The organism is Streptomyces sp. NPDC098781, assembly GCF_044759995.1.
Classification (GTDB): domain Bacteria; phylum Actinomycetota; class Actinomycetes; order Streptomycetales; family Streptomycetaceae; genus Streptomyces.
Genome location: NZ_JBIWAK010000008.1, coordinates 323239 through 348866, shown reverse-complemented (window position 1 = coordinate 348866; position 25628 = coordinate 323239). Strand labels below are relative to the sequence as shown.

Annotated in this window: 18 protein-coding genes and 1 tRNA gene; 7 read left to right on the top strand and 12 right to left on the bottom strand. The window is 69.4% G+C overall.

All coding sequences use genetic code 11. From position 1 onward, the window contains the following. Positions 1–29 precede the first annotated feature (29 nt). Genes ACIQWG_RS30845 through ACIQWG_RS30835 form a run of 3 tightly spaced genes read right to left on the bottom strand, consistent with a single transcriptional unit; the run spans position 30 to position 3191 of the window. A complete protein-coding gene (locus ACIQWG_RS30845) occupies positions 30–869 on the bottom strand; it encodes a carbohydrate ABC transporter permease (RefSeq protein ID WP_404101839.1) in 840 nt (279 codons plus the stop codon). Between the two features lie 7 nt (positions 870–876). Continuing rightward, complete coding sequence (locus ACIQWG_RS30840) at positions 877–1866, bottom strand: carbohydrate ABC transporter permease (protein ID WP_404101623.1); 990 nt, start codon at positions 1864–1866, stop codon at positions 877–879. 5 nt (positions 1867–1871) lie between these two features. Next, the gene (locus ACIQWG_RS30835) at positions 1872–3191 is read right to left on the bottom strand and encodes an ABC transporter substrate-binding protein (RefSeq protein ID WP_404101621.1); all 1320 of its coding nucleotides are present in this window, start codon (positions 3189–3191) and stop codon (positions 1872–1874) included. Positions 3192–3405: 214 nt separating this feature from the next. Here ACIQWG_RS30835 and ACIQWG_RS30830 point away from each other — a divergent pair, with 214 nt between their 5' ends. Then, the gene (locus ACIQWG_RS30830) at positions 3406–5205 is read left to right on the top strand and encodes a coagulation factor 5/8 type domain-containing protein (RefSeq protein WP_404101619.1); all 1800 of its coding nucleotides are present in this window, start codon (positions 3406–3408) and stop codon (positions 5203–5205) included. 158 nt (positions 5206–5363) lie between these two features. On the opposite strand, the gene ACIQWG_RS30825 is transcribed toward ACIQWG_RS30830, so the two are convergent. The 3 genes from ACIQWG_RS30825 to ACIQWG_RS30815 all read right to left on the bottom strand — a co-directional run bounded on the left by ACIQWG_RS30825 (position 5364) and on the right by ACIQWG_RS30815 (position 8430). Next, the gene (locus ACIQWG_RS30825; RefSeq protein ID WP_404101617.1) at positions 5364–5729 is read right to left on the bottom strand and encodes an iron chaperone; all 366 of its coding nucleotides are present in this window, start codon (positions 5727–5729) and stop codon (positions 5364–5366) included. A gap of 101 nt (positions 5730–5830) precedes the next feature. Then, positions 5831–7891, bottom strand: a complete 2061-nt coding sequence (fusA, locus tag ACIQWG_RS30820; RefSeq protein ID WP_404101615.1) for an elongation factor G — start codon at positions 7889–7891, stop codon at positions 5831–5833. Between the two features lie 454 nt (positions 7892–8345). After that, positions 8346–8430: transfer RNA gene (locus ACIQWG_RS30815), tRNA-Leu, on the bottom strand. Between the two features lie 142 nt (positions 8431–8572). Between ACIQWG_RS30815 and ACIQWG_RS30810 the strand changes: the two genes are divergently transcribed. Then, on the top strand, positions 8573–9904 hold the full coding sequence (locus ACIQWG_RS30810) for a DUF2254 domain-containing protein (RefSeq protein ID WP_404101613.1): 1332 nt from the start codon (positions 8573–8575) through the stop codon (positions 9902–9904). Between the two features lie 38 nt (positions 9905–9942). Here ACIQWG_RS30810 and ACIQWG_RS30805 read toward each other — a convergent pair whose 3' ends face one another. The 3 genes from ACIQWG_RS30805 to sucC all read right to left on the bottom strand — a co-directional run bounded on the left by ACIQWG_RS30805 (position 9943) and on the right by sucC (position 13626). Beyond that, positions 9943–11484 (bottom strand): aldehyde dehydrogenase family protein, encoded by a 1542-nt coding sequence (locus ACIQWG_RS30805; protein ID WP_404101611.1) that lies wholly within the window; start codon positions 11482–11484, stop codon positions 9943–9945. Between the two features lie 109 nt (positions 11485–11593). Beyond that, complete coding sequence (sucD, locus tag ACIQWG_RS30800) at positions 11594–12478, bottom strand: succinate--CoA ligase subunit alpha (RefSeq protein ID WP_404101609.1); 885 nt, start codon at positions 12476–12478, stop codon at positions 11594–11596. Positions 12479–12492: 14 nt separating this feature from the next. Beyond that, positions 12493–13626, bottom strand: coding sequence for an ADP-forming succinate--CoA ligase subunit beta (gene sucC, locus ACIQWG_RS30795; RefSeq protein WP_404101607.1), 1134 nt, complete (start codon positions 13624–13626; stop codon positions 12493–12495). Between the two features lie 144 nt (positions 13627–13770). Here sucC and ACIQWG_RS30790 point away from each other — a divergent pair, with 144 nt between their 5' ends. From ACIQWG_RS30790 to ACIQWG_RS30770, 5 genes are all read left to right on the top strand, one after another. After that, positions 13771–15453: a thiamine pyrophosphate-binding protein gene (locus ACIQWG_RS30790; RefSeq protein WP_404101605.1), complete on the top strand. Its 1683-nt coding sequence runs from the start codon at positions 13771–13773 to the stop codon at positions 15451–15453. Between the two features lie 10 nt (positions 15454–15463). Further along, complete coding sequence (gene frc, locus ACIQWG_RS30785; protein WP_404101603.1) at positions 15464–16705, top strand: formyl-CoA transferase; 1242 nt, start codon at positions 15464–15466, stop codon at positions 16703–16705. Between the two features lie 4 nt (positions 16706–16709). Continuing rightward, positions 16710–18854: an acetate--CoA ligase family protein gene (locus ACIQWG_RS30780; protein ID WP_404101601.1), complete on the top strand. Its 2145-nt coding sequence runs from the start codon at positions 16710–16712 to the stop codon at positions 18852–18854. 119 nt (positions 18855–18973) lie between these two features. Beyond that, positions 18974–20359: an OFA family MFS transporter gene (locus ACIQWG_RS30775; RefSeq protein ID WP_404101599.1), complete on the top strand. Its 1386-nt coding sequence runs from the start codon at positions 18974–18976 to the stop codon at positions 20357–20359. Position 20360: 1 nt separating this feature from the next. Then, the gene (locus tag ACIQWG_RS30770; protein ID WP_404101597.1) at positions 20361–21749 is read left to right on the top strand and encodes an OFA family MFS transporter; all 1389 of its coding nucleotides are present in this window, start codon (positions 20361–20363) and stop codon (positions 21747–21749) included. A 78-nt stretch (positions 21750–21827) separates the two neighbouring features. Here the strand turns inward: ACIQWG_RS30770 and ACIQWG_RS30765 are convergent, their stop codons facing one another. The 3 genes from ACIQWG_RS30765 to eboE form a co-directional block, all read right to left on the bottom strand. Next, on the bottom strand, positions 21828–22871 hold the full coding sequence (locus ACIQWG_RS30765; protein ID WP_404101595.1) for a sugar phosphate isomerase/epimerase family protein: 1044 nt from the start codon (positions 22869–22871) through the stop codon (positions 21828–21830). Between the two features lie 115 nt (positions 22872–22986). Beyond that, entirely contained in the window at positions 22987–24459 is a 1473-nt protein-coding gene (locus tag ACIQWG_RS30760) for a nucleotide pyrophosphatase/phosphodiesterase family protein (RefSeq protein ID WP_404101593.1), read from the bottom strand. Then, complete coding sequence (gene eboE, locus ACIQWG_RS30755) at positions 24456–25625, bottom strand: metabolite traffic protein EboE (RefSeq protein WP_404101591.1); 1170 nt, start codon at positions 25623–25625, stop codon at positions 24456–24458. The genes ACIQWG_RS30760 and eboE overlap by 4 nt, the downstream gene beginning before the upstream one ends. Positions 25626–25628 lie beyond the last annotated feature (3 nt).

Sequence of the window (25628 nt, the reverse complement as noted above, 5' to 3'; positions counted from 1 at the left end):
GGGGGTGTTGGTCGCCTGAGGCACGGCGCTCACTTCACGGCGCCCGCCGTCAGACCCGCGACCAGATAGCGCTGGAGGAGGAGGAAGCCGGCCACCACGGGCACGCTGACGACCAGTGAGGCGGCCATGATCTGGTTCCAGTACACGTCGTTGAGCGTGGAGTAGCCCTGGAGGCCGACGGCGAGGGTGCGGGTGGTGTCGTTGGTCATCACCGACGCGAACAGCACCTCGCCCCACGCGGTCATGAAGGCGTAGACGGCGACCGCGACGATGCCGGGGATCGCGGCCGGCACGACCACCCGGAACAGCGCGCCGAGCGGCCCGCAGCCGTCCACGAGCGCCGCCTCGTCCAGGTCGCGCGGCACCGAGTCGAAGTACCCGATCAGCATCCAGATCGAGAACGGCAGCGAGAAGGTCAGATACGTCAGGATCAGGCCGCCGCGCGAGCCGAACAGGGCGATGCCGGTGGCGTTGCCGATGTTGACGTAGATGAGGAACAGCGGGAGCAGGAAGAGGATGCCGGGGAACATCTGGGTGGACAGCACGGTGACCGTGAAGACGCGCTTGCCGCGGAAGTTGTAGCGGCTGACCGCGTACGCGGCGAACACCGCGATCACCACCGAGCAGACCGTCGCCGCGCCCGCCACGATCAGCGAGTTCACGAAGTACCTCGCGAGCGGCACCGTCGACCAGATGTCGATGTACGGGCGGATGGTGACGCTGCTGGGCAGCCAGCGGAACTGGCCCGTGACGTCCGCCAGCGGCTTCAGCGAGCTGGAGATCATGACGTAGACGGGGACCAGCACGAAGCCGGTGAGCAGGGTGAGGAAGATCCGCCGGGACCAGAGGAAGGAACGCGGCGGTGCCATGGGCGAGTTACGCATGCTTGGTCCTCCGTCCGCGCGAGGTGAGCACGAGATACACGCCCGTCACCACGAGCAGGAACAGCAGCAGGAGCACGCTCATCGCGGAGCCGGTGCCGAAGTTCCAGGTGACGAACGACGCCTGGTAGATGTGCACCGAGATCAGGTCGGCGGCCTGCGGAGCCGTCTTGCCGAACAGGACGTACGGCGTGTTGAAGTCGTTGAAGGTCCACAGGAACAACACCAGGACCAGGACCTGGTTGACGGGGCGCAGCGACGGCAGCGTGATGCGGCGCAGTTGCTGCCACATACCCGCTCCGTCCAGCGCCGCCGCCTCGTACAGCTCCTTCGGGATGTTCTGGAGGCCGGCCATGACGATCAGGAAGGCGAACGGCCAGCCCTTCCACACCGACACCGTCAGCAGCGCGATGAAGCTGTTGTCGCCGATGAGCCAGAAGGAGGGTTTGTCGGTGAGGCCGAGCTGGTCGTGCAGGACGTGGTTCACCAGGCCGTTGTCGTGCTGGAACATGAAGACCCAGGTGATGACGGCCGTGTAGACCGGCAGCGCGTACGGCACCAGGAACAGGGCGCGCAGCAGGCCCCGGCCGCGGAAGGTGTCCTGCATGTAGACCGCGGCGGCCGTGCCGATCAGCCAGCACAGGCCCACCGAGAGCAGGGTGAAGGCGACGGTGACCAGGAACGAGTGGAGCAGCGCCTCGCCGACGGGGGCGTTGAAGTCCACCGACATCTCGTAGTTGTCGAGGGCGTTCCAGGGCGCGGTGGTCCAGTCGCGGATGTAGAACTGCGTGAGCTCCTTGAAGCTCATCACGATGCCGATCACCATCGGCACCAGGTGGACCAGGAGTTCGAGCAGCAGGGCGGGCAGGAGGAGCAGATACGGCAGTCCGATGCGCCGGATCCGCCCGGGACGGCGGCGGGGGCCGCTCGCCTTCCCGGGGGAGCTCCGTCGTACGGCGGCCTCCGGAGGGACCGTGGTCGTCATCGTGCTCACTTCGTCGGCATCTGCTGCTGGGCCTTCTCCAGGGCCGCCTTCACCGACTCCTCGGTCACCGCGCGGCCGGCGGCGGCGTCGGCCCACAGTTCCTTGATGGCCGTACCGACCGCCGTCTCGAACTGGGACTCGTCGGCGACCTGCGGCGCCGCAACGGCGCTCTTGGCGAGGGTGTCCTTCAGGACCGCGTTGGCCGGGGTGTTGAAGGCCGTGTCCGCCTGGGCGCCCTTGACCGGCGGGATCGAGCTGTAGGCCTCGTTGAGGATCTTCTGCTCGGCGTCGCTCGTCATGAACTTCACGAACTTCGTGGCGCCGTCGACGTTGTCGGTGTTCTTGAAGACGGCCAGGTTGATGCCCATGACCATGGAGTTGACGCCGGTGCCGGAGCCCGGGGTGCCGGACTGCACGGGCATGGGGGCGATTCCGTAGGCGTCCTCGCTCATGCCCTGCGACTTGAGGTTGGCGGACGCGGACTGCCACAGCAGCATCGCCGTCTTGCCCTTGGCGAAGTCGCTGACGGACTGGTTCTGGGCGTACTCGGCGTTGCCGGGCGCGATGATCTTGTCCTTGGCCATCAGGTCGACGAACTGCTTGACGCCCTGGACGGCCTTGTCGGAGGTGAAGTCCGGCTTGCCGTCGGGGGTGAAGAAGTCGCCGCCGTGCTGCTTGGCGAAGACGACGGCGTGGTGGATGTTCTCCGAGGGGTTCGAACCCTCCACGCCCACGGCCCACTTGCCGCCCTGGCTGAGCTTCTTGCCGTCGGCCACGAACTCGTCCCAGGTGGCCGGCGGCTCGGAGATGCCCGCGTCGGCGAACATCTTCTTGTTGTAGTAGAGCGCGTACGACATCGAGTAGAGCGGCACCGCGGCCGGGTCCTGGCCCTCGGCGCCGGTCGAGCCGAGCGCGGAGTCCACGAAACGGTCCTTGCCGCCGATCTTGCCGAAGTTCTCGGCGTTCCACGGCAGCAGCGCCCCGGTGGCCTGAAGGGAGGCGCTCCAGGTGTTGCCGATGTTCAGGACGTCGGGGCCCTGACCGGAGGTCGTCGCGGTGAGGATCCGGTTGAGCAGGTCGGACCAGGGCACGACCTCCAGCTCCACCTTGATGCCGGTCTCCTTCTCGAACTTGTCGAGTTCGGGCTGGAGGACCTTCTTGTCGACCTCGATGCTGGCACCCTGGTTGGAGGCCCAGTACGTCAGCGTCTTCGGCGAGTCGTTGGACCCCCCGCCGTCGGTGGACGAACCGCCTCCGCAGGCCGAGGCGGCCAGGACGAGAGACATGGTGACGGCAGCTACGGCCGCGGCTCGCGTTGTGCGCATGGCTCCAGGTGTCCCTTCCGGGAGTACTGCTGCGTGAATGCTTAATTTAGAGCGTGAGTTAAGACCCAAGAAGGGCCCGCGTCAAGGCTTTTGACACGGTCGCCGGACTCTGGCCCCAACTCTTGACTCCTTCGTTTCCCGCCTGAACCATTCACCGGCGAGAGAGCGCTCACAAACCCCACCCTGTTCACTTCCTGAACAAGGAGAGCCGCCCATGTCTGATTCGTCCGCACACTCCCGACGACCCTCGCTCAACCGCCGCGCGGTCCTCGGCGCCGCTGCCGCGGCCGCCGCCGCGCCCGCCGTACTGGGCACGTCCACGCCCGCCTCCGCCGCGCCCCCGTCGGCCGGCCGGAAGCCTCGTGCCCTGCCCGGCGGCGGTGACCTCGGCCCGAACGTCATCGTCTTCGACCCGTCGACCCCGGGCATCCAGGCCCGGCTCGACGAGGTGTTCCGGCAGCAGGAGTCGGCCCAGTTCGGCACCGGCCGGTACGCCCTGCTGTTCAAGCCGGGCACCTATCACGGCCTCAACGCCCAACTCGGCTTCTACACCTCGATCGCGGGCCTCGGCCTGTCCCCCGACGACACCACCATCAACGGCGATGTCACGGTCGACGCCGGCTGGTTCAACGGCAACGCGACGCAGAACTTCTGGCGTTCGGCGGAGAACCTGGCGCTCGTCCCGGCGAACGGCACCAACCGCTGGGCGGTCGCCCAGGCTGCCCCCTTCCGCCGGATGCACGTCCGCGGCGGCCTCAACCTCTCCCCCACCGGCTACGGCTGGGCCAGCGGTGGCTACATCGCCGACAGCCGCGTCGACGGGCAGGTCGGTCCGTACTCCCAGCAGCAGTGGTACACCCGCGACAGCGCGATCGGCAGCTGGCTCAACGGCGTGTGGAACATGGTGTTCTCGGGCGTCCAGGGCGCTCCCGCGCAGAGCTTCCCCAACCCGCCCTACACCACGCTCGACACGACGCCCGTCTCCCGCGAGAAGCCGTTCCTGTACATCGAGGGAGGCGGCTACCGGGTCTTCCTGCCGGAGAAGCGGACGAACGCCCGCGGGGTCACCTGGGGCAACGGCACCCCGCGCGGTACCTCCCTGCCGCTGACACAGTTCTACGTCGCCCGGCCTGGTGTCTCGGCGGCCACGCTGAACGAGGCGCTGGCACAGGGACTGCACCTGCTGCTCACGCCGGGGATCTACCACCTCGACCGGCCGATCCAGGTCAACCGGCCGAACACCGTGGTCCTCGGCCTCGGCTACGCCACCCTGATCCCGGACGGCGGCGTCACGGCCGTGAAGGTCGCCGACGTCGACGGGGTGCGGCTCGCCGGGTTCCTGGTCGACGCCGGAACGGTCAACTCCGCGACCCTGCTGGAGATCGGGCCGCGGGGCGCGTCGGCGGACCACTCCGCCAACCCGACCACGGTCCAGGACGTGTTCGTGCGGATCGGCGGCGCGGGCCCCGGCAAGGCCACCACCAGCATGGTCGTCAACAGCCGGCACACCATCGTCGACCACACCTGGGTGTGGCGGGCCGACCACGGCGAGGGCGTCGGCTGGGAGACCAACCGGGCCGACTACGGAGTCGTGGTCAACGGCGACGACGTCCTGGCGACCGGTCTGTTCGTGGAGCACTTCAACAAGTACGACGTCCAGTGGTTCGGCCAGCGGGGCCGCACGATCTTCTTCCAGAACGAGAAGGCGTACGACGCCCCGAACCAGGCCGCCGTCCAGAACGGGTCGATCAAGGGGTACGCCGCCTACCGGGTCGGCGACGGGGTGACGGCGCACGAGGGCTGGGGTCTGGGCAGCTACTGCTACTACAACGTGGACCCGTCGATCGTCCAGCACCACGGCTTCGCCGCCCCCGTCCGGTCCGGAGTGCGCTTCCACAACCTGCTGGTCGTGTCGCTGGGCGGCAACGGGCAGTACGAGTGCGTGATCAACGACACCGGGGCGCCCACGTCGGGGACGTCCACGGTGCCGTCGACCGTCGTCTCGTACCCCTGACGGACCTCGGTCCGGCGGCCGGTCGGTGGCGAGCCGTCCGCCGGGCCACGGTCACTCGATGCGCACCGGCACCACGGTCGCCGACCGACATCGAACGCCTCACCGGGCGCCCTGGACGAGGAACGCAGACGAAGCGGACGGCGAAGGCTCCACCGTGCTCAGCAGACCGGGCCCGGACCGGCCGCAGTGGCCCGCAGCAGATCCCGCACCAGCTCGAAATCGATCTTCTCGGGCTTGCGGAAGCGCAGGCAGCCCTTGCCCATGTCGTGCTCGTCCAGCCGTTCCTGGAACGCGTCCCGGACATCGCCGCGCATGAGATAGATGGAGATGTACTGCCGCTGGCTCGCGAAAGCGATCTCGGCCGCGCCGCCGCGCTGATACGTGGGCATGCCGTACGCCATGACCTCGTCGAAGCCCTGAAGTTCCGCACGGCACAGCTCCCGCAACCGGCTCAGGGCCTGCCTGCGCTCGGCAGGAACCTCGGCGAGATAGGCGTCGACGTCGTCCGCTGTGCTGTGCACCATGCGGTCAGGCTAAGCCCGGACGCGGCGGGGCTGTAGGGAGGGGTGCCACCGGCATCGCCGGGAGCGGCCCCGCCCGTGGTCGGGAGGGGCCGCCTGGCGCGCTACCGCGTCGCCGTCACCACCGGGTGGCCGGTCGGCGCCGGGGCGTACCCGGTCGGGCGGGCCGTGAAGGTGCCGCGGCCCTGGGTGCGGCTGCGCAGCCGGGTCGCGTAGCCGAAGAGCTCGGCCAGCGGCACGGTCGCGGTGACCACCGCCGCACCGGCCCGGCCGACCGAGCCGGAGACCCGGCCGCGCCTGGCCGCCAGGTCACCGAGGACCGCGCCCACCGCGTCCTCCGGCACGGTGACCGTGACTTCGACGACCGGCTCCAGGAGGACCATCGCGCAGGCGCGCAGGGCCTCGCGGAGACCGAGTCGGCCGGCGGTGCGGAACGCCGTGTCGGACGAGTCCTTCACATGCGTCGCCCCGTCGGTCAGGGTCACCCGCAGCCCGGTCACCGGGTGACCGCCGAGGGGGCCCTCGGCGAGTGCGTCCCGACAGCCGGCCTCCACGGCACGGACATACTCCTGCGGCACGCTTCCGCCGACGACGGCCGAGCGGAAGTCGAACCCCGACTCCGTGTCGAGTGGCTCGACGTCGAGGACGACATGTGCGAACTGCCCTGCCCCGCCGTCCTGTTTGACGTGCCGGAAGACGAAGCCGGACACCCCGCGGCCGACCGTCTCGCGGTACGACACCCGGGGTCGGCCGACGTTGACGTCCAGCCCGGTCTCGCGCCGGATCTTCTCCACCGCCACCTCCAAGTGCAGTTCGCCCATGCCGGACAGCACCGTCTGCCCCGTCTCGGCGTCGGTGCGGACGACCAGCGACGGATCCTCCTCCGCCAGCCGTGCCAGCGCCGAGGCCAGCTTGTCCGTCTCGGTGGACCTGCGGGCCTCGACCGCCACGGACACCACCGGTTCGGCGACACCGGGCGGTTCGAGGACGAGCGGGGCGTCCGGTGCGCAGAGGGTGGAGCCCGCGCGGGCCGACTTCAGGCCGACGACGGCCACGATGTCGCCGGCGACCGCCCGGTCCACCTGGGCGTGCCGGTCGGCCTGCACCCGCAGGATCCGCCCGATCCGCTCGCCGCGCCGCACGCCGACGTCGTACACCGTGTCTCCCTTCTCGATCGTTCCCGCATACACACGCAGATAGGTGAGACGCCCGGTGGGCGTGGCGCTCACCTTGAACGCCAGTGCCGCGAACGGCGCCGACGGGTCGGCCGGCCGCTCCTCCTCGACGCCGTCGCGCAGACCGCGTACCGCCGGCACGTCCAGCGGCGACGGCAGATACGCCACGACCGCGTCGAGCAACGGCTCGACACCGCGGTCGCGGTAGGCCGAGCCGCACAGCACGACCACGCCCTCACCGCTGCGGGTCAGCTCGCGCAGGGCGCGGACCAGGGTCTGCTCGGACACGGTCGACCGCGCGCAGAACTCCTCCAGCGCCCCGGCGTGCAGCTCGGCCACCGCCTCCTCCAGCAGCCGCCGACGCCGGTGCGCCTCCTCCCGCAGTTCCTCCGGCACCGGCTCCTGCACAGCCGTGTCGGCACCGTCGGGCCACACCAGGGCCCGCATCCGTACGAGGTCCACGACACCGCGGAATCCGTCCTCCGTGCCGATGGGCAACTGCACGACCAGCGGCGCCGGGTGCAGCCGTTCCCGGATCGACTCGACGGCCGTGTCGAGGTCGGCCCCGGCTCGGTCCAGCTTGTTGACGAAGGCGATCCTCGGTACGCCGTGCCGGTCGGCCTGCCGCCACACCGACTCGCTCTGCGGCTCGACCCCGGCGACGGCGTCGAACACCGCGACCGCGCCGTCGAGCACACGCAGGGCGCGCTCCACCTCGTCGGCGAAGTCGACGTGGCCGGGGGTGTCGATGAGGTTGATCCGGTGACCGTCCCAGGAGCAGCTCACGGCTGCCGCGAAGATGGTGATCCCACGGTCGCGTTCCTGCGGGTCGAAGTCGGTGACGGTGGTGCCGTCGTGGACCTCGCCGCGCTTGTGCGTCGTCCCGGTGGCGTACAGGATCCGCTCGGTGACGGTGGTCTTGCCCGCGTCGACGTGGGCGAGGATGCCGAGGTTGCGAACGGCGGCGAGGGTGTTGAGGTCGGTGCGCACGGCCCATGGCCTTTCGGATGATCCGGAAAAGGGCAGCGCGATTCCCATGACGGGAAGCGGGAACTGACGGGTCGTCGAGTCGACGGGTGGCGTCAGGCGTTCGTCACGGGCCTGCGGTGCACGCCGCGCAGCGGGCACCGGCCGGACGAGGACACGAGGATCACGTCGTACCGCGACCGGGGAACGACGACAGCGATGCGGTTGCGCACGGCCGGTCTCCCCTCACTCGTCGGTCCTCGTGATGTTGCAGCTGGAGTCTAGGGAGGGGAGGAGGGGCCGGTCACGTGATTTTCCCGGCGGGGCAGCGGCCGCCGTGTCCCCGCGTCGTCGCCGGCCTTCGGAGCAGGCCTTCGGAGGCGGCCTTCGGAGTGCCTCACAGCCGTGTCTCACAGCCACGGGAAAACAAGTCGTGCGGGCCGGGGCTGGGCCCGACCCGCACGAGTGACGCGATGTGTGTCCGAGGGGGGACTTGAACCCCCACGCCCGATAAAGGGCACTAGCACCTCAAGCTAGCGCGTCTGCCATTCCGCCACCCGGACCAGGTGTCTGCCGCCTTGACGGGGGTGTTCCGCTCGGCGACGTGGACAACAATACCAAGCTTTCGGAGTGCCTTTCACCTGCGTTTCCTTCCACCGGGCGGGGGTCCGGGACCTCGCGCTCCGATGCCCCTAGGGTCGGACCATGAGTGACTGGCTGGTTACGCAGAGCCCGCAGCCGGGCCGACGACCGCGTGCTCTGTCGCCCCTGAGGGAGCATCTGCGGGACACCTTCTGGTTCGCCCCGACCGCCGCGATGGTGGCTGTCTTCCTGGTCTGGCTCGCGGCGCAGGCGCTCGACACAGCCATCGTGGACTCGCTGCGGGACGACGGCGACTACGAGTCGATCGACGAGCTGCTGCGGTTCGCGGAGGACGCCAAGGCCGTGGTGAGCGCGGTCGGGTCGGCGATGATGACCTTCATCGGCGTGGTCTTCAGCATCTCGCTGGTGGCCGTGCAGATGGCGAGCGGGCAGTTCACCCCGCGAGTGGTGCGGCTGTTCGTCCGGAGCCGGATCACCAAGGCGACCTTCGCGGTCTTCCTGGCGACCTTCGTGCTGACCCTGCTGGTGCTGACCGCCTTCGACACCGCCGACGACCCCCGGGACGTGACGACGCTGCCCTTGGTGCAGTCGATCCTCACGCTCTGCATGGTCGCGCTGAGTCTGCTGCTCTTCGTCCTGTACGTGAACGCCACCCTGCGGCTGATGCGGATCAGCCATGTGATCGCGCGGATCGCCACGGAGTCCTTCCGGGCGATCGCCTCGATGCCCCCGCCCGCGAGCGGAGCGGACACGCCCGAACTCGGCCCGGCGACGGCATGGGTGCCGCACGAGGGCCGGGCGGGCGTGTTGCGGGACGTGCACATCGCACGGCTGGTGCGGGTGGCCCGCAGACACGGCGTCGTGCTGCGGCTGATCCCACGGATCGGGGACTTCGTGGTGCCGGGCACGCCCCTGCTGGCGGTCCACGACGGGGCCGCCCCGCCGCCCGGCGCACTGCGCTACACCATTTCCGTCGGGGTGGAACGGACCTATCACCAGGATCTCGGTTTCGGACTGCGGCAGTTGTGCGACATCGCGCTGCGGGCCCTGTCGCCGGCGGTCAACGATCCGACGACGGCCGTGCAGGCGCTGGACCGGATCGTGCAGTTCCTGGCGGCGCTGAGCCGGCGGCCGCTGGACGTCGCACTGCACCGGGACCGGGGCGGGGCCGTGCGGCTGGTGCAGCCGGTACCGGGGTGGACCGAGCTGGTGGACCTCGGGTTCACCGAGGTGCGCGGGTGCGCCCCCGCGAGCCCGCAGGTGTCACGCCGCATGCTGGCCGGGCTGGACGACCTGCTGCTGCTCACGCACCCGGATCGGCGGGAGCCGTTGCTGCGGCACCGCGAACTGCTCGGCCAGGCCGTCGACGAGACCGCCCCGAACGCGACGGACCGCGCGTTCGCGCTCCGCCCGGACCGGCAGGGCATCGGCTGACCGGTTCGCAGGTCGGCCGATGCCCCGGCGATGTCCGCTCACGGAAGGAGCTGGTACTCCGGGAAGTTCCCCGGCAGCCTCTCCCCCGCCGGACCCTGCGTCACCGCGCGCACCAGCAGCTCGCCGCCGACGAACGCCCCGCGCCAGGACGCGCCGAAACCACCGAACAGCTCGTCGCGGTCGCCGCGGGAGCGCGGCTTGCCGTGGCCCACCTTGAACGCACGGATCTGCGGGGCCAGCCGCTCGTACGTCTCCCGGTCGTCCGTGGACAGCGTGGCGACCAGCGCGCCGTTGGACGCGTTCATCGCCGCCAGCAGCTCCGCCTCCGTGTCGACCAGGACGATCGTGTCGACCGGGCCGAACGGCTCCGCGTGGTGCAGCGGCGAGGACGGCGGCGGGTTGAGCAGCGTGACCGGCTGGACGTACGCCGAGGTGTCCTGGCCGGGCAGGAAGTGGGCGTCGGACGGCTTGCCCCGGTGCACCGGGACGGCGCCGCGGTCGATCGCCTCGGCGACCTGGTCCTGTAGTTCCTTGGCCTTGGCGGCGTTGATCAGCGGACCGAAGTCCAGCTGCGGGTACGGGTCGTCGCACTTCTCGACCGCCAGGGGGTGGCCGGTCCTCAGCGTGCGCACCGCCGGGAGGTACGCCGCCAGGAAATCGTCGAACAGCTCACGCTGGACGACGAAGCGCGGGTACGCCGTGCAGCGCTGTTTGCCGTAGTCGAAGAGCTTGGGGATGACCGCCGTGAGCGCGTCCCAGTCCGTGTGGTTCCAGATGCCCCAGGTGTTCAGTCCTTCCTGTTCGAGTACATGCCGCTTGCCGAGGTCGGCGACGGCCGTGGCCACCGCGGCGCCGGTGTCGCGGCCGCCGACGAAGGAGACACAGCCGATCTCGGGCGCCCGCACCAGCGCCTGGGACAGCTCGCCTCCGCTGCCGCTGACGAGGGTGACGGGCAGCCCCTCGCGGGCGGCGAGCGCGCAGGCCAGGGTCAGACAGGCGACGCCGCCGTCGGTCGGGGTCTTGGCGATGACCGCGTTGCCTGCCAGTGCCTGGACCAGCATTGCGTGAACGAGCACGCTCATCGGGTAGTTCCAGCTGGCGATGTTGGAGACCGGACCGTTCAGCGGGGCCCGGCCGGTGACCATCGGCTCGATGCCGTCGACGTACCAGCGCACGCCGTCGATGGCCCGGTCGACGTCCGCCCGGGCGAGCCGCCAGGGCTTGCCGATCTCCCAGACGAGGAGCAGGGCCAGCAGGTCCCGGTGCTGGGTCAGGGCGTCGAGGGTGGCGGCGACGCGGGCCCGCCGTTCCTCCAGCGGGAGGTGCCGCCACGCGCGGTGCTGGTCGAGCGAGGCGCGTACGGCCTGGTGGGCGGTGTCCCGGTCCAGGCGCGGCGGGCCGGCTATCGGGCTGCCGTCGACGGGGCTGGTGGCGGGCAGGGCACGGCCGTCCGCCTGCCAGGTCGAGTTCCAGAGGTTGAGGACACGGTCGTCCCGGAAGGCCTCCGGGGCGACCGTCAGGCAGCGCTGCCAGGCGTCGGTCCAGGCGGTGCCGGATTTGAGGGTGAGGGGTGTTGCCATGAGGGTCTCCGCTCTCGGTGCACAGTCGGGGGCGGTCGGTGATGGCCACGACGAAGCTAGCGAGGCACACGTGCACCCGAAAGTGACTCCGTGTGGACTATGGGTGACGTCACGCCTTCGCCGCGAGACGGTCGAGGACCAGGCGCGCGGTCTCGGTGGGGGTGCCGCCGACCCGTACTCCTACGGCCTCCAGCGCCTCCTTCTTCGCCGCCGCGGTGCCGGACGAGCCGGACACGATCGCGCCGGCGTGCCCCATGGTCTTGCCCTCGGGCGCGGTGAACCCGGCGATATAGCCGACGACGGGCTTGGTGACGTGGTCGCGGACGAACGCGGCGGCGCGTTCCTCCGCGTCACCGCCGATCTCCCCGATGAGGACGATCAGTTCGGTGTCGGGGTCGTCCTGGAAGGCGGCCAGGCAGTCGATGTGCGTGGTGCCGACGACGGGGTCGCCGCCGATGCCCACGCAGGTCGAGAAGCCGATGTCGCGCAGCTCGTACATCAGTTGGTAGGTGAGCGTGCCGGACTTGGAGACCAGGCCGATGCGGCCGGGCTTGGTGATGTCGGACGGGATGATGCCCGCGTTGGACTGGCCGGGGGTGATCAGGCCGGGGCAGTTGGGGCCGACGACGCGGGTGCCGCGCGCCTTGGCGTACGCGGTGAAGGCCACCGAGTCGTGGACCGGGATGCCCTCCGTGATCACGACGGCGAGTGAGATGCCGGCGTCGGCGGCCTCGACGACGGCCGCCTTGGCGAAGGCGGGCGGCACGAAGACGACGGTCACGTCGGCGCCGGTCGCGCGCATGCCGTCGGCGACCGAGCCGAAGACGGGGACGGCACGGTCGTCGAAGTCGACGGTACGGCCCGCCTTGCGCGGGTTGACGCCGCCGACGACGTTCGTGCCGGCGGCTAGCATGCGCCGGGTGTGCTTCATGCCCTCGCCGCCGGTCATGCCCTGGACGAGGACCTTGCTCTCCTTGGTGAGGTAGATCGCCATGTCGTCATGTCTCCTCAGGCTGTGGCGGCGGCGAGTTGAGCGGCCCGCAGCGCGGCGCCGTCCATGGTGGTGGCCTGCTGGACCAGGGGGTGGGCGCGGTCGTCGAGGATGGCGCGACCGCGGGCGGCGTTGTTGCCGTCGAGACGGACGACGAGCGGCTTGGTCAACTGGACGCTGTCCAGGGCCTGCACGATGCCGTCGGCGACCACGTCGCAGGCGGTGATCCCGCCGAAGACGTTGACGAAGACCGACTTCACGGCCGGGTCGGAGAGGATGACGGACAGCCCGTCCGCCATGATCTGGGCCGAGGCCCCACCGCCGATGTCGAGGAAGTTGGCGGGCCGGGCGCCGCAGCCCGCGACGACGTCGAGCGTCGACATGACGAGTCCCGCGCCGTTGCCGATGATGCCGACCTTGCCGTCGAGCTTGACGTAGTTGAGGCCCTTGGCGGCGGCTGCCGCCTCCAGCGGATCGTCGTGCTCCACACCCTCGGCACCCCAACGCGCCTGCCGGAACCGGGCGTTGTCGTCGAGGGTGACCTTGCCGTCGAGGGCGAGGATCTGTCCCTGCGCGGTGCGCACGAGCGGGTTCACCTCGACCAGCAGGGCGTCCTCGCGGACCAGCACCTCCCACAGTCGTACGAGGACGTCGACGGTCTGCGGCGGCAGTCCGGCGGCTTCGGCGATCTCGCCCGCTTTCGCGGAGGTGACGCCCTCGGCCGGGTCGATCGGGATCCGTGCCACGGCCTCGGGCCGGGTGGCGGCGACCTCCTCGATCTCCATGCCGCCCTCCGCCGAGGCGATGGCCAGGAATCCGCCCGCCGCGCGATCGAGCACGTAGGACACGTAGAACTCGGTCTCGATGTCCACGGGTTGGGCCAGCATCACCTTGCCGACCGTGTGGCCCTTGATGTCCATGCCGAGGATCTGGCGTGCGGTGATCTCCGCTGCGGCCGGGTCCGCGGCGAGCTTCACCCCGCCGGCCTTGCCCCGGCCACCTGTCTTCACCTGCGCCTTCACCACGACTCGGCCGCCGAGCCGGCGTGCGATCTCGCGGGCTTCCTTGGGTGAGTCCGTCACCTCCGCCCGCGGCACCAAGATGCCGTGTTCCTCGAAGAGTTCCCTTGCCTGGTGTTCGTACAGGTCCATTCCGGCTCCTGACTCGAAAGTGCCGCACGCCCCCTGGACACCACCCACCGGATGCGGGATAACAAGGTTCATACAGTATTCGTCGACTGTATGCAATGTACCGCGAGAGCGTTCCAACCCCCTACGAAGGGACAGGACTTCGCCATGCCCGACGACACCCAGGACGTCATTTCCGGTGGTCATCTCGTTGCCAAGGCTCTGAAGGCCGAGGGGGTCGACCGCATCTACACCTTGTGCGGCGGCCACATCATCGACATCTACGACGGCTGCGTCGACGAGGGCATCGAGGTCGTCGACGTCCGTCACGAGCAGGTCGCCGCCCACGCCGCCGACGGTTACGCCCGCATCACCGGCAAGCCCGGTTGTGCGGTCGTCACCGCCGGTCCCGGCACCACCGACGCCGTCACCGGCGTCGCCAACGCCTTCCGCGCCGAGTCCCCGATGCTGCTCATCGGCGGCCAGGGCGCCCTCACCCAGCACAAGATGGGGTCCCTCCAGGACCTCCCCCACGTCGACATGATGACGCCGATCACCAAGTTCGCGGCAGCCGTGCCGGACACGGCACGCGCGGCGGACATGGTGTCGATGGCGTTCCGCGAGTGCTACCACGGCGCTCCCGGGCCCTCCTTCCTGGAGATCCCGCGCGACGTCCTCGACGCCAAGGTGCCGGTGAGCAAGGCGCGTGTGCCGAAGGAGGGCGCCTACCGTGCCTCCACCCGCTCGGCCGGCGACCCCGAGGCCATCGAGAAGCTCGCCGACCTGCTGGTGCACGCCGAGAAGCCGGCCATCCTGCTCGGCAGCCAGGTGTGGACGACCCGCGGCACCGAGGCGGCCATCGAACTCGTCCGCACCCTCAACGTCCCCGCCTACATGAACGGGGCAGGCCGAGGCACACTGCCGCCCGGCGACCCGCACCACTTCCAGCTGTCACGGCGGTACGCCTTCTCCAACGCCGATGTCATCGTCATCGTCGGTACGCCCTTCGACTTCCGCATGGGCTACGGCAAGCGGCTGTCGCCGGACGCGACCGTCGTGCAGATCGACCTCGACTACCGCACCGTCGGCAAGAACCGCGACATCGACCTCGGCATCGTCGGTGACGCCGGCCTGGTACTGAAGTCGGTGACCGAGGCCGCCTCCGGGCGCGTCAACGGCGGTGCGTCCAAGCGCAAGGAGTGGCTCGACGAGCTGCGCGCGGCCGAGCAGACTGCGCTGGAGAAGCGGCTGCCCAGCCTGAAGTCGGACGCCTCGCCGATCCACCCGTACCGGCTGGTCAGCGAGATCAACGACTTCCTCACCGAGGACTCGATCTACATCGGCGACGGCGGCGACATCGTCACCTTCTCCGGTCAGGTCGTGCAGCCCAAGTCGCCCGGGCACTGGATGGACCCGGGTCCGCTCGGCACGCTCGGCGTCGGGGTGCCGTTCGTGCTCGCGGCGAAGCAGGCGCGGCCCGACAAGGAGGTCGTCGCGCTCTTCGGCGACGGCGCGTTCTCCCTGACCGGCTGGGACTTCGAGACGCTCGTCCGCTACAACCTCCCCTTCGTCGGCATCGTCGGCAACAACTCCTCGATGAACCAGATCCGCTACGGCCAGGCCCAGAAGTACGGCCTGGAACGCGAGCGGGTCGGCAACACCCTCGGCGACGTCCACTACGACAAGTTCGCGCAGATGCTGGGCGGTTACGGCGAGGAGGTCCGTGACCCCGCCGACATCGGCCCCGCGCTCAGGCGCGCCCGAGAGTCCGGCAAGCCGTCGCTGATCAACGTCTGGGTCGACCCGGACGCGTACGCCCCCGGAACCATGAACCAGACCATGTACAAGTGAGGAGGCCTTCATGACTGCTACGTCGACCAAGGCTCTCGAAGGCATCCGCGTCCTGGACATGACCCACGTCCAGTCCGGCCCCTCCGCGACCCAGTTGCTCGCCTGGCTCGGCGCGGACGTCGTCAAGCTGGAGGCGCCGACCGGTGACATCACGCGCAAGCAGTTGCGCGATCGCCCGGACGTCGACTCCCTCTACTTCACGATGCTCAACTGCAACAAGCGGAGCATCACCCTCAACACCAAGACCGAGCGCGGCAAGGAGATCCTCACCGAGCTGATCCGGCGCTCCGACGTCATGGTCGAGAACTTCGGACCGGGCGCGGTCGACCGCATGGGCTTCACCTGGGACCGCATCCAGGAGATCAATCCGCGGATCGTCTATGCCTCCATCAAGGGGTTCGGCGACGGCCCGTACACCAACTTCAAGGCGTACGAGGTCGTCGCGCAGGCCATGGGCGGGTCGATGTCGACCACCGGTTTCGAGGACGGGCCGCCACTGGCGACCGGAGCCCAGATCGGGGACTCGGGGACGGGTGTGCACGCCGTCGCGGGGATTCTCGCGGCGCTGTTCCAGCGCGAGAACACCGGGCGTGGGCAGCGGGTCAACGTGGCCATGCAGCACGCTGTACTCAACCTGTGCCGGGTGAAGCTGAGGGATCAGCAACGCCTGACACACGGGCCGCTCGCTGAATATCCCAACGAGGACTTCGGCACCGAAGTTCCCCGCTCGGGAAACGCGTCCGGCGGCGGTCAGCCCGGCTGGGCGGTCAAGTGCGCGCCGGGCGGCCCGAACGACTACGTGTACGTCATCGTGCAGCCCGTCGGCTGGCAGCCGATCAGCGAGCTCATCGGCCGGCCCGAACTCGCCGACGACCCCGAGTGGGCGACGCCCGAGTCCCGGCTGCCCAAGCTGAACAAGATGTTCCAGCTGATCGAGGAGTGGTCCTCGACCCTGCCCAAGTGGGAGGTGCTGGAGCGGCTCAACGCGCACAACATCCCGTGCGGGCCGATCCTTTCCACCAAGGAGATCATCGAGGACTCCTCGCTGGTGGCCAACGAGATGGTCGTCACCGTGCCGCATCCCGAGCGGGGCGACTTCGTCACCGTCGGCAGTCCGCTCAAGCTCTCCGACTCCCCGGTCGAGGTGAGCAGTTCGCCCCTGCTCGGCGAGCACAACGAAGAGGTCTACATCGGCGAGCTCGGCCTCGGTGACGAGGAGCTGCGCCTGCTCAAGTCGAACGGAGTGATCTGACGTGATGGCCGAAGACCGCGTCCTGAGGGTGCGCACGCTCCTCGACTCGGTGCGGGGCGAGGGGCGTACGGCGCTCACCGCGCCCGAGGGCAAGGTGATCGCCGACGCGTACGGCATCGCCGTACCGGGCGAGGAGCTCGCGACCGACGTCGACGAGGCGGTGGCGTACGCGGCGCGCTTCGGCGGGCCCGTCGTGATGAAGATCGTCTCACCGGACATCCTCCACAAGACCGACGCGGGCGGCGTGATCGTCGGCGTCGAGGGCGCGGCGGACGTACGGGCGGCGTTCCACAAGATCGTCGACAACGCGCGCGCGTACAACGCGGATGCCCGTATCGAGGGCGTGCAGGTGCAGGAGCTGCTCCCGCAGGGGCAGGAGGTCATCGTCGGTGCCGTCACCGACCCGACGTTCGGCAAGGTCGTCGCCTTCGGGCTCGGCGGGGTCCTCGTGGAGGTCCTCAAGGACGTCACGTTCCGGCTCGCGCCCGTGACCGCGGACGAGGCGCTGTCGATGCTGGACTCGATCCGGGCGGCGGAGATCCTGCGCGGGGTGCGCGGCCAGGAGGCCGTGGACCGGTGGGCGGTCGCCGAGCAGATCCGCCGGGTCTCGCAGCTCGTGGCGGACTTCCCCGAAATCGCCGAGGTGGATCTCAACCCTGTGATCGCGACCGCACAGGGGGCGGTCGCGGCCGACATCCGCGTGATCCTCTCCGAGGCACCCGCCAAGCCGCGTCGCCGCTACTCGCGCGACGAGATCCTGACCTCCATGCGCCGGCTGATGCAGCCGGCGTCGGTCGCCGTCATCGGCGCCTCCAACGAGCAGGGCAAGATCGGCAATTCGGTCATGCGCAACCTCATCGACGGTGGTTTCGCCGGAGACATCCATCCGGTGAACCCCAAGGCCGATGACATTCTGGGCCGCAAGGCGTACAAGAGTGTCACGGACGTTCCCGGTGAGGTGGATGTGGCGGTCTTCGCTATTCCCGCCAAGTTCGTGGCCTCGGCTCTGGAGGAGGTGGGACGCAAGGGGATCCCGAACGCCGTACTCATCCCCTCGGGTTTCGCGGAGACCGGCGAGCACGAACTCCAGGAGGAGATCGTGGCCATCGCCGAGCGGCACGGCGTCCGGCTGCTGGGACCGAACATCTACGGCTACTACTCGACCTGGCAGGACCTGTGCGCCACGTTCTGCACGCCGTACGACGTCAAGGGCGGGGTGGCGCTGACCTCGCAGTCCGGCGGCATCGGCATGGCCATCCTGGGCTTCGCGCGGACCACGAAGACGGGTGTCTCGGCGATCGTCGGCCTCGGCAACAAGTCGGACCTGGACGAGGACGACCTGCTGACCTGGTTCGGTGAGGACCCGCACACCGAGTGCATCGCGATGCACCTGGAGGACCTCAAGGACGGCCGCGCCTTCGTCGAGGCCGCGCGCGCGACCGTACCGAAGAAGCCGGTCGTGGTCCTCAAGGCGGGCCGGACGGCGGCGGGCGCCAAGGCGGCCGGTTCGCACACCGGGGCCCTCGCCGGCGACGACGCCGTGTACGAGGACATCCTGAGGCAGGCCGGTGTCATCCGCGCGCCGGGCCTCAACGAAATGCTGGAGTACGCGCGCGCGTTGCCGGTGCTTCCCACCCCCAAGGGCGACAACGTCGTGATCATCACGGGGGCCGGTGGCAGCGGTGTGCTGCTGTCGGACGCGGTGACCGACAACGGCCTGTCCCTGATGGAGATCCCGCCGGACCTGGACGAGGCCTTCCGGAAGTTCATCCCGCCCTTCGGGGCGGCGGGCAACCCGGTGGACATCACGGGCGGCGAACCGCCGTCGACGTACGAGGCGACGATCCGGCTCGGCCTGGAGGACCCGCGCATCCACTCACTGGTCCTGGGCTACTGGCACACGATCGTCACTCCCCCGATGGTCTTCGCGGAGCTGACCGCGCGCGTGGTGGCCGAGTTCCGTGCGCGCGGCATCGAGAAGCCCGTCGTCGCGTCGCTGGCGGGTGACGTGGAGGTCGAGGAGGCCTGCCAGTACCTGTACGAGCGGGGGGTCGTGGCATACCCGTACACGACCGAGAAGCCGGTGGCCGTGCTGGGCGCCAAGTACCGGTGGGCGCGGGCGGCGGGACTGTTGGGGGGCGCTTCATGAGGTGAAGGGAGACGGGGTCGGCCGACAGTGCGGTCGGCCGACCCGGGACCCGTGCGCACACGAAAGGCATTGGACAGGGGGCGCTGGCCAGAACTTTCGACGCAAGGGGTGCAACCAACGTGACAACCACCGACGTTCCACGGGTCGCCGCCTATCGCGAGGTGACCGACAAGAACGGACGCGTCTACCGCTTGGGCGAGTCCGACATCGACATCATGGGGCGCAAGCGCAAGTGGATGGTGATCCTGCCCTGGATCGGCATGATGGGCATCTCCTCCGCCGAATACGCGTTCGCGTCCGCCGAGGACACGCTTCACACCGCGCACCACTGGGCCAGTGCGCACATCTTCTGGATGATGACGGTCTGGGTGTTCTTCCAGGCCGCGGTGGCCTTCCCCGCCGGCAAGCTGCGTGAGTCCGGCAAGCTGCCGGCCCGTTTCGCGATGATGCTGGGCGCGGTGGGCACACTGCTGGGCTACCTCTCGCTGGCCTATGCACCACATGTCGTGGTCGCCTACATCGGCTTCAGTATGTTCAGCGGCATGGGCGCCGGCATGGTCTACGCCACCTGCGTCAACATGGTCGGCAAGTGGTATCCGGAGCGCAAGGGCGGCAAGACCGGCTTCGTCAACGGCGGCTTCGCCTACGGCTCGGTGCCCTTCGTCTTCCTGTTCACCGGCTACATGGACCTGACCAACTTCCGCTGGGTGCTGGTCTCGGTCGGTCTCCTCCTCGCGCTGATGGTGGGCGTGGCCGGCTTCTTCTTCAAGGACCCGCCGAAGAACTGGTGGCCCGCTGACATCGACCCGCTCAACCCCCCGAAGGACCCGCGCGCCGCCCGCTCGCTGCGGATGAACCCGCCCGCGGTGCGCCAGTACACGCCTATTGAGGCATGGAGGACCGGCCGGGTCGCCCTGATGTGGTTCTGCCTGGCCTGCACGTCCGGCGTGAACATCTTCGGTATCGCCTTCCAGGTGGACATCGGTGAGGAGGCCGGCTTCGCGGGCGGCATCGTCGCCACGGCCATGTCGCTGAAGGCGGTCGTCAACGGCACCGGCCGCGGCGTGATCGGCTGGCTGTCCGACCGCTACGGCCGCAAGCGGTGTCTGCTCGCCGTCTGCGTCATCCTGGGCCTCGCCCAGTTCGGCATCCTGTGGTCGGCCGAGAGCAAGCACCTGACGTTCTTCCTGATCTTCTCGGCGATCTCCGGCTTCGGCGGCGGCGCCATCTTCCCGATGTTCGCTGCACTCACCGCCGACTACTTCGGTGAGAACAACAACGCGTCCAACTACGGCATGGTCTACAGCGCCAAGCTCGTCTCCGGTCTCGGCGCGGGCATGGGCGCCGTGGTCGTCGGTGCCTGGGGACACTCCGGTGCCTTCATCCTGGCCGGCTCGATCTCGCTCTTCGCCGGCTGCGTGGCACTGTTCCTGACCCCACCGGGCCGTGACAAGGACGCGCGTATCGCCCCCAACCCGCAACCGCTCGGCGAGGACATGGCCTGACATGACGGCAGATCCGTACGCAGCAAGCAGTTCGTCCGCACACTCCGACGCCGCACACCGTCCCTACCGTGAGGTGACCGACGCGCGCGGGCGCGTCTACCGGGTCGGCGAGACCGACCGGGACATCCTCGGCCACTCGCGCAAGATCATGGTGTATCTCCCGTGGATCGCCATGATGGCCATCAGCGTCTTCGAATACGCGTACGGCTCCGCGGAGGACACCTTGTCCCACGCGCACGGCTGGACGCAGAGCAACACCTTCTGGATCCTCAGCGTCTGGGTGTTCTTCCAGGCCGGTGTCGCCTTCCCGGCGGGCTGGCTGCGCGAGAAGGGCATCCTGACGGCTCGCACGGCCATGTACCTGGGCTCGGGCATGTGCCTGCTGGGGTTCCTCGCTCTCTCCCACATGGACAACGTGCTGCTGGCGATCCTCGGCTTCGGTGTCATCGGCGGCATCGGGGCCGGACTGGTCTACGCGACCTGCATCAACATGGTGGGCAAGTGGTTCCCGGAACGCCGCGGGGCCAGGACCGGTTTCGTCAACGGCGGGTTCGCGTACGGATCGCTGCCGTTCATCTTCATCTTCAACTACGGGTTCGACACCGCGAACTACCACCGGGTGCTGGACCTGATCGGCTGCTACATCATGATCGTCGTGTTCGGGTGCGCCTTCTTCTTCAAGGATCCGCCGAAGAACTGGTGGCCCGCCGACGTCGATCCCCTGACGTTCTCGGGCGACGGGAAGAACGCGGCGAGCCTGGCCAAGAACCCTCCCGCCGTCAAGCAGTACTCGCCCCGGGAGGCCATCAGGACCGGAATGCTGCCCCTGATGTGGCTGTCCATCGTCCTCACGGCGGGAGTGTCGATCTTCGGCATCTCCTTCCAGGTCGACTACGCCAAGGAGGTCGGCTTCGGCCCCCTCGTCGCGGCGTCGTCGATGGGTGTGATGGCGGTCATCAACGGCATCGGCCGCGGTGTCGTCGGCTGGCTGTCCGATCGCTGGGGCCGCAAGTCGACCCTGGTGTTCGTGATCGTCGTCCTGGGACTCGCCCAGTTCGGCGTGATCTGGGCCGGAGACCTGCGCAGCGAATGGCTGTTCCTGTTCTTCGCCTTCCTCTCCGGCTTCGGCGGCGGCGCTTTCTACCCGCTGTTCGCGGCGCTCACCCCGGACTACTTCGGGGAGAACTACAACGCGACCAACTACGGCCTGGTCTACAGCGGCAAGCTGATCAGCGGTCTGTTCGGCGGCGGTCTGGGCTCCATGGTCGTCGCGGCCTGGGGCTACGACGGCGCCTACGCGCTGGCCGGCGGAGTGTCGATGGCCGCCGCGGCGATCGCGCTGCTGCTGCGGCAGCCGGGACGGACGGCGGCGCCGCGACCGACGGGGTGATCCGTCGACGGTGATCCGTCGCGAACGTGAGGAGGCCCTCCCCGCAGCGGGGAGGGCCTCCTCACGTCGGTACGGCCGTCAGCAGTCCTTCTCGCGCAGCGAGTGCAGATGCCGGCTCGAACGGCGTGCGAACGTGAACGACTCGGTCGGGTTGTCGTGCTCCGCCTGCCAGTGGTGCGCGAGGCGGTGGCCGCGCAGCTTTGTCACGGCGGAGATGAACCGCTTGTAGTCGATGTCGCCGTCACCGACGTCGACCATGCGGTATCCGTAGGTGTCGGACGGGTCGCTGACGCCGTCCTTGACGTGGAAGAGCGGGTAGCGGTGGGGCTGCTTCAGTACGTAGTCCAGCGGCTCGAAGGGGGCGGGTGAGCCGTCGGGCCGCTTCGAGAAGCGGAACTGGCCCGAGTAGGCCCAGTAGATGTCCATCTCCAGGTACACGAGGTCGGGGTCGGTCTCGGCGAGCAGCACGTCGTAGAGGCGGACCTTGGGGTTGTCGGTGGCGAAGGAGAACTCCTCGGAGTGGTTGTGCTGGTAGAACTTCATGCCGCGTGCCCTGGCCGCCGCTCCGTAGGTGTTGAACTCCTCGGCGGCCCGCTTCCAGGCGTCGACGGTGGAGCCGTAGCGGAACGGCCCGGACGCGGTGCCTATGTGCTTGAGGCCCAGGGCCTGGGCGTCGTCCAGGACCTTGGTGAGGTTCTGGGCGAAGGTGTAGGCGTTCGGGTCGTCGGAGTAGTAGCCGACGTGGCTGCCGATCGGGTTCAGGCCGTGGTTCCGGGCCAGCCGCTTGAGCTGGGCGAGGGTGATCGGGCCGGCCGAACCCTGGGTGTACCCGGCGAACTCCACCTCGTCATAGCCGTACTTCTCCAGTTCGGCGAAGACGGGCGCGAAGCCGAGGGTGGAGACCTTGTCCCGCAGGCTGTAGAGCTGGATGCCGAGGCGTCCGGGCGGGAGGACGGGGCGACCGTGGCCGCCGCCGTGGGAGGCAGCGGCGGGGGCGGCGGTCGCGGGGGTGGTGGCGGCGCCCACCAGGGCGGCGGCCGTGGCACCCGCCGCAACGCCGAGCATGCCTCGTCTGCTGAGGCGGTGCGTGAGTTCGGGGTCTGTCTGGGAAAAGCGGCTCATGCCTGGAACTCCTTGTGATCGAAGGCCGTTGTCAGTGGTGAGTGCTTCACTGGGGACCAGTCGGAAGAGACGGGTCGAGAAGACCGGCGAGCGGTTGTGCGCCGGCCGTGGCCCGTCAGCCGAGACCGGCGAGTCGAAGCAGGAGTGACTTCACGTCGGTGGCCGCGACACGGTCGCCGACAGCGCGGGGGGTGGAGCAGATGAGGAGCGGACCGTCGTCGTCGCTCACGGGAAGGCGGCCATGGCTGCCGCGAATAGGTGACGGATCCAGGGGCACGACCGCCATGCGGTAGCGCATGCCGAGTTTCTTACGGGCGAGCGCGGTCGCGGCCTTGACCTTGACGTAGGGGTCGAGGGGGTCCATGAAGAGTTCGACCGGGTCGTAGCCGGGTTTGCGATGGATCTCGACCAGACGCGCGAAGTCGGGGGCGCGTTCGTCGTCGAGCCAGTAGTAGTACGTGAACCAGGCGTCCGGCTCCGCCACGGCGACGAGTTCGCCGGAGCGCGGATGGTCGAGATGGTGTGCCTTCTTGCCCTCGTCGTCGAGGAGTTGCTCGATACCGGGCAGTCCGCCGAGCGCGGCGCGGGTCGCGTCGAGATCCTCCGGTCGGCGGACATAGACGTGCGCGATCTGGTGGTCGGCGACGGCGAAGGCACGTGACGCCATCGGATCGAGGTACTCCATGCCGTCCTGGGTGTGCACCTCCAACAGACCCGCTCGACGCAACGCCCGGTTGATGTCCACGGGCCGGTTCGCACGGGTGATGCCGTACTCGGAGAGCGCCACCACGGTACGGCCCTGCGTCCGGGCGTCGTCCAGGAGCGGGGCCAGGGCCGCGTCCAGATCGGCGGCCGCTTTCAGCGAGCGCGGGTCGTCGGGGCCGAAGCGCTGTAGGTCGTAGTCGAGATGCGGGAGGTAACAGAGCGTCAGGTCCGGGTGCCGGGTGCGGTTGATGTGGCGGGTCGCGTCGATGATCCAGCGGCTGGAGACGAGGTCGGCTCCGGGCCCCCAGAAGTGGAACAGGGGGAAGGTGCCGAATTTCTCGGTGAGTTCGTCGTGCAGCGCGGGCGGGCGTGTGTAGCAGTCGGGTTCCTTGCGGCCGTCGGAGTAGTAGACCGGACGGGGGGTGACAGTGATGTCGGTGTCGGCGCCCATGGCGTACCACCAGCAGATATTGGCGACGGTGTAGCCGGGATGGGCACGACGGGCCGCGTCCCAGATCTTGTCGCCGGCGACCAGTCCGTTGTGCTGGCGCCACAGCAGTACGTCGCCGAGGTCGCGGAAGTACCAGCCGTTGCCGACGATGCCGTGCTCCGACGGGTGGGTGCCGGTGAGGAAGGTGGACTGGGCGGCGCAGGTGACGGCGGGCAGGACGGTGCCGAGCGACGCCTGTGAGCCGGACTGGGAGAGGGTCTTGAGGTGGGGCATGTGATCGAGCAGACGGGGGGTGAGGCCGACGACGTCCAGGACGAGCAGTGGGGTGGGACGGGTCTCGGAGGTGGCGTCCGGTAGGGGTGCTGGACGCTCGGCCGGGGCTGCCTGGCCTGCCGGGGCGGCCGGGATCGCCGGATCCGATGGCTTGGTCATGGCAGCTCCTTGAGTCCGAGGTCGGTCAACAGGTCGCGGGCGAGGGCGAGTTCGGCGGCGATGCCGTCGGCGAGCTGGCTGCGGGCGCGGGGCCGCAGTTCGGCCGGGAGGGCCTGCCAGGTGTACGTCTCGACCTCCAGGTGCAGGGTGCGGGGGTGCGCGCCGCCGACGAGCCGGGTCAGTGCGGCCTTGAGGACGGGGAGCGTGGAGGTGAGGGGCGCGGCGGGGGCCGCGTGCAGCGGGACGTGGAAGTGGGCGCGCCAAGGCGAGGCGTCGGGCAGGACGTCACCCTTGAGCGCCTGCCCGAGGTCATCGGTGCCGCGCAGGCCGGCGGCGGTGGCGGCGCGGGTCTGGTGCAGGAAGCGGGGTTCGTCGAAGGCGGCCAGGGCCTCGCGGACATCGGGGAGGTGGGGCTGTTCGGCGTGCAGCGCGGCCGAGAGCTGGGACTTGACGATCGGGACGTGCGCGTCGGTGAGCGCGTCGAGGGCGGTGTGCGGATCTTCGAAGGAGGTGGCGAGGTGACAGGTGTCCACACAGATGCCGATGCGTTCGTGGCCGATCGCGGTGAGCGGCGCGATGGCGTCGCGAGTGGTCTCGACGATGCAGCCGGGTTCGGGTTCGAGGCCGACCCGGATGTCGCGGCCGGTCAACTCGGCGAGGGCGTCGAGGCGTTCGGCGAGGGTGAGCAGAGCGGCTTGGGCGGTTTTGGCACTGCGCTCGTCGTACGGCGTACGCCAGGCGAGCGGCAGGGTGGAGATGCTGCCCTCGGTGACGTCGTCGGGGAGGAGGCCGACGAGGACCCGGGCCAGGGCGGTGGTGTGGTCGAGTCGTTCGGGGTCGGTCCAGTCCGGTTTGTAGACGCGGTACTTGACCTCCTCGGCGCCGAAACCCTCATAGGGGAAGCCGTTGAGGGTGACGACCTCGAGGCCGCGCCGGTCGAGTTCGGTGCGCAGACCGCGCAGGGCGGACGGGTCGGTGCCCAGAGCGTGCGCGGCGTCCTTGGCGAGCCACAGTCCGATGCCGAGGCGGTCGCGGCCGAGCCGCCGGCGGACCGGTTCACAGTGGTCGCGGAGTTGGGCGAGGACGCCGTCGAGGGTCTCGGCCGGGTGGACGTTGGTGCAGTAGGCGAGGTGGACGGTGGAACCGTCGGGGTGGCGGAAGCGCATGGC

What these genes read in the sequence shown, in the direction of transcription:
- ACIQWG_RS30810 (WP_404101613.1), top strand. Translation starts at nt 8,573, where the DNA reads ATGAGTGACTGGCTGGTTACGCAGAGCCCGCAGCCGGGCCGACGACCG.
- ACIQWG_RS30840 (WP_404101623.1), bottom strand. Translation starts at nt 1,866, where the DNA reads ATGACGACCACGGTCCCTCCGGAGGCCGCCGTACGACGGAGCTCCCCC.
- ACIQWG_RS30790 (WP_404101605.1), top strand. Translation starts at nt 13,771, where the DNA reads ATGCCCGACGACACCCAGGACGTCATTTCCGGTGGTCATCTCGTTGCC.
- ACIQWG_RS30830 (WP_404101619.1), top strand. Translation starts at nt 3,406, where the DNA reads ATGTCTGATTCGTCCGCACACTCCCGACGACCCTCGCTCAACCGCCGC.
- eboE (WP_404101591.1), bottom strand. Translation starts at nt 25,625, where the DNA reads ATGCGCTTCCGCCACCCCGACGGTTCCACCGTCCACCTCGCCTACTGC.
- sucC (WP_404101607.1), bottom strand. Translation starts at nt 13,626, where the DNA reads ATGGACCTGTACGAACACCAGGCAAGGGAACTCTTCGAGGAACACGGC.
- frc (WP_404101603.1), top strand. Translation starts at nt 15,464, where the DNA reads ATGACTGCTACGTCGACCAAGGCTCTCGAAGGCATCCGCGTCCTGGAC.
- ACIQWG_RS30765 (WP_404101595.1), bottom strand. Translation starts at nt 22,871, where the DNA reads ATGAGCCGCTTTTCCCAGACAGACCCCGAACTCACGCACCGCCTCAGC.
- sucD (WP_404101609.1), bottom strand. Translation starts at nt 12,478, where the DNA reads ATGGCGATCTACCTCACCAAGGAGAGCAAGGTCCTCGTCCAGGGCATG.
- ACIQWG_RS30780 (WP_404101601.1), top strand. Translation starts at nt 16,710, where the DNA reads ATGGCCGAAGACCGCGTCCTGAGGGTGCGCACGCTCCTCGACTCGGTG.
- ACIQWG_RS30770 (WP_404101597.1), top strand. Translation starts at nt 20,361, where the DNA reads ATGACGGCAGATCCGTACGCAGCAAGCAGTTCGTCCGCACACTCCGAC.
- ACIQWG_RS30825 (WP_404101617.1), bottom strand. Translation starts at nt 5,729, where the DNA reads ATGGTGCACAGCACAGCGGACGACGTCGACGCCTATCTCGCCGAGGTT.
- ACIQWG_RS30805 (WP_404101611.1), bottom strand. Translation starts at nt 11,484, where the DNA reads ATGGCAACACCCCTCACCCTCAAATCCGGCACCGCCTGGACCGACGCC.
- ACIQWG_RS30835 (WP_404101621.1), bottom strand. Translation starts at nt 3,191, where the DNA reads ATGCGCACAACGCGAGCCGCGGCCGTAGCTGCCGTCACCATGTCTCTC.
- ACIQWG_RS30845 (WP_404101839.1), bottom strand. Translation starts at nt 869, where the DNA reads ATGGCACCGCCGCGTTCCTTCCTCTGGTCCCGGCGGATCTTCCTCACC.
- ACIQWG_RS30760 (WP_404101593.1), bottom strand. Translation starts at nt 24,459, where the DNA reads ATGACCAAGCCATCGGATCCGGCGATCCCGGCCGCCCCGGCAGGCCAG.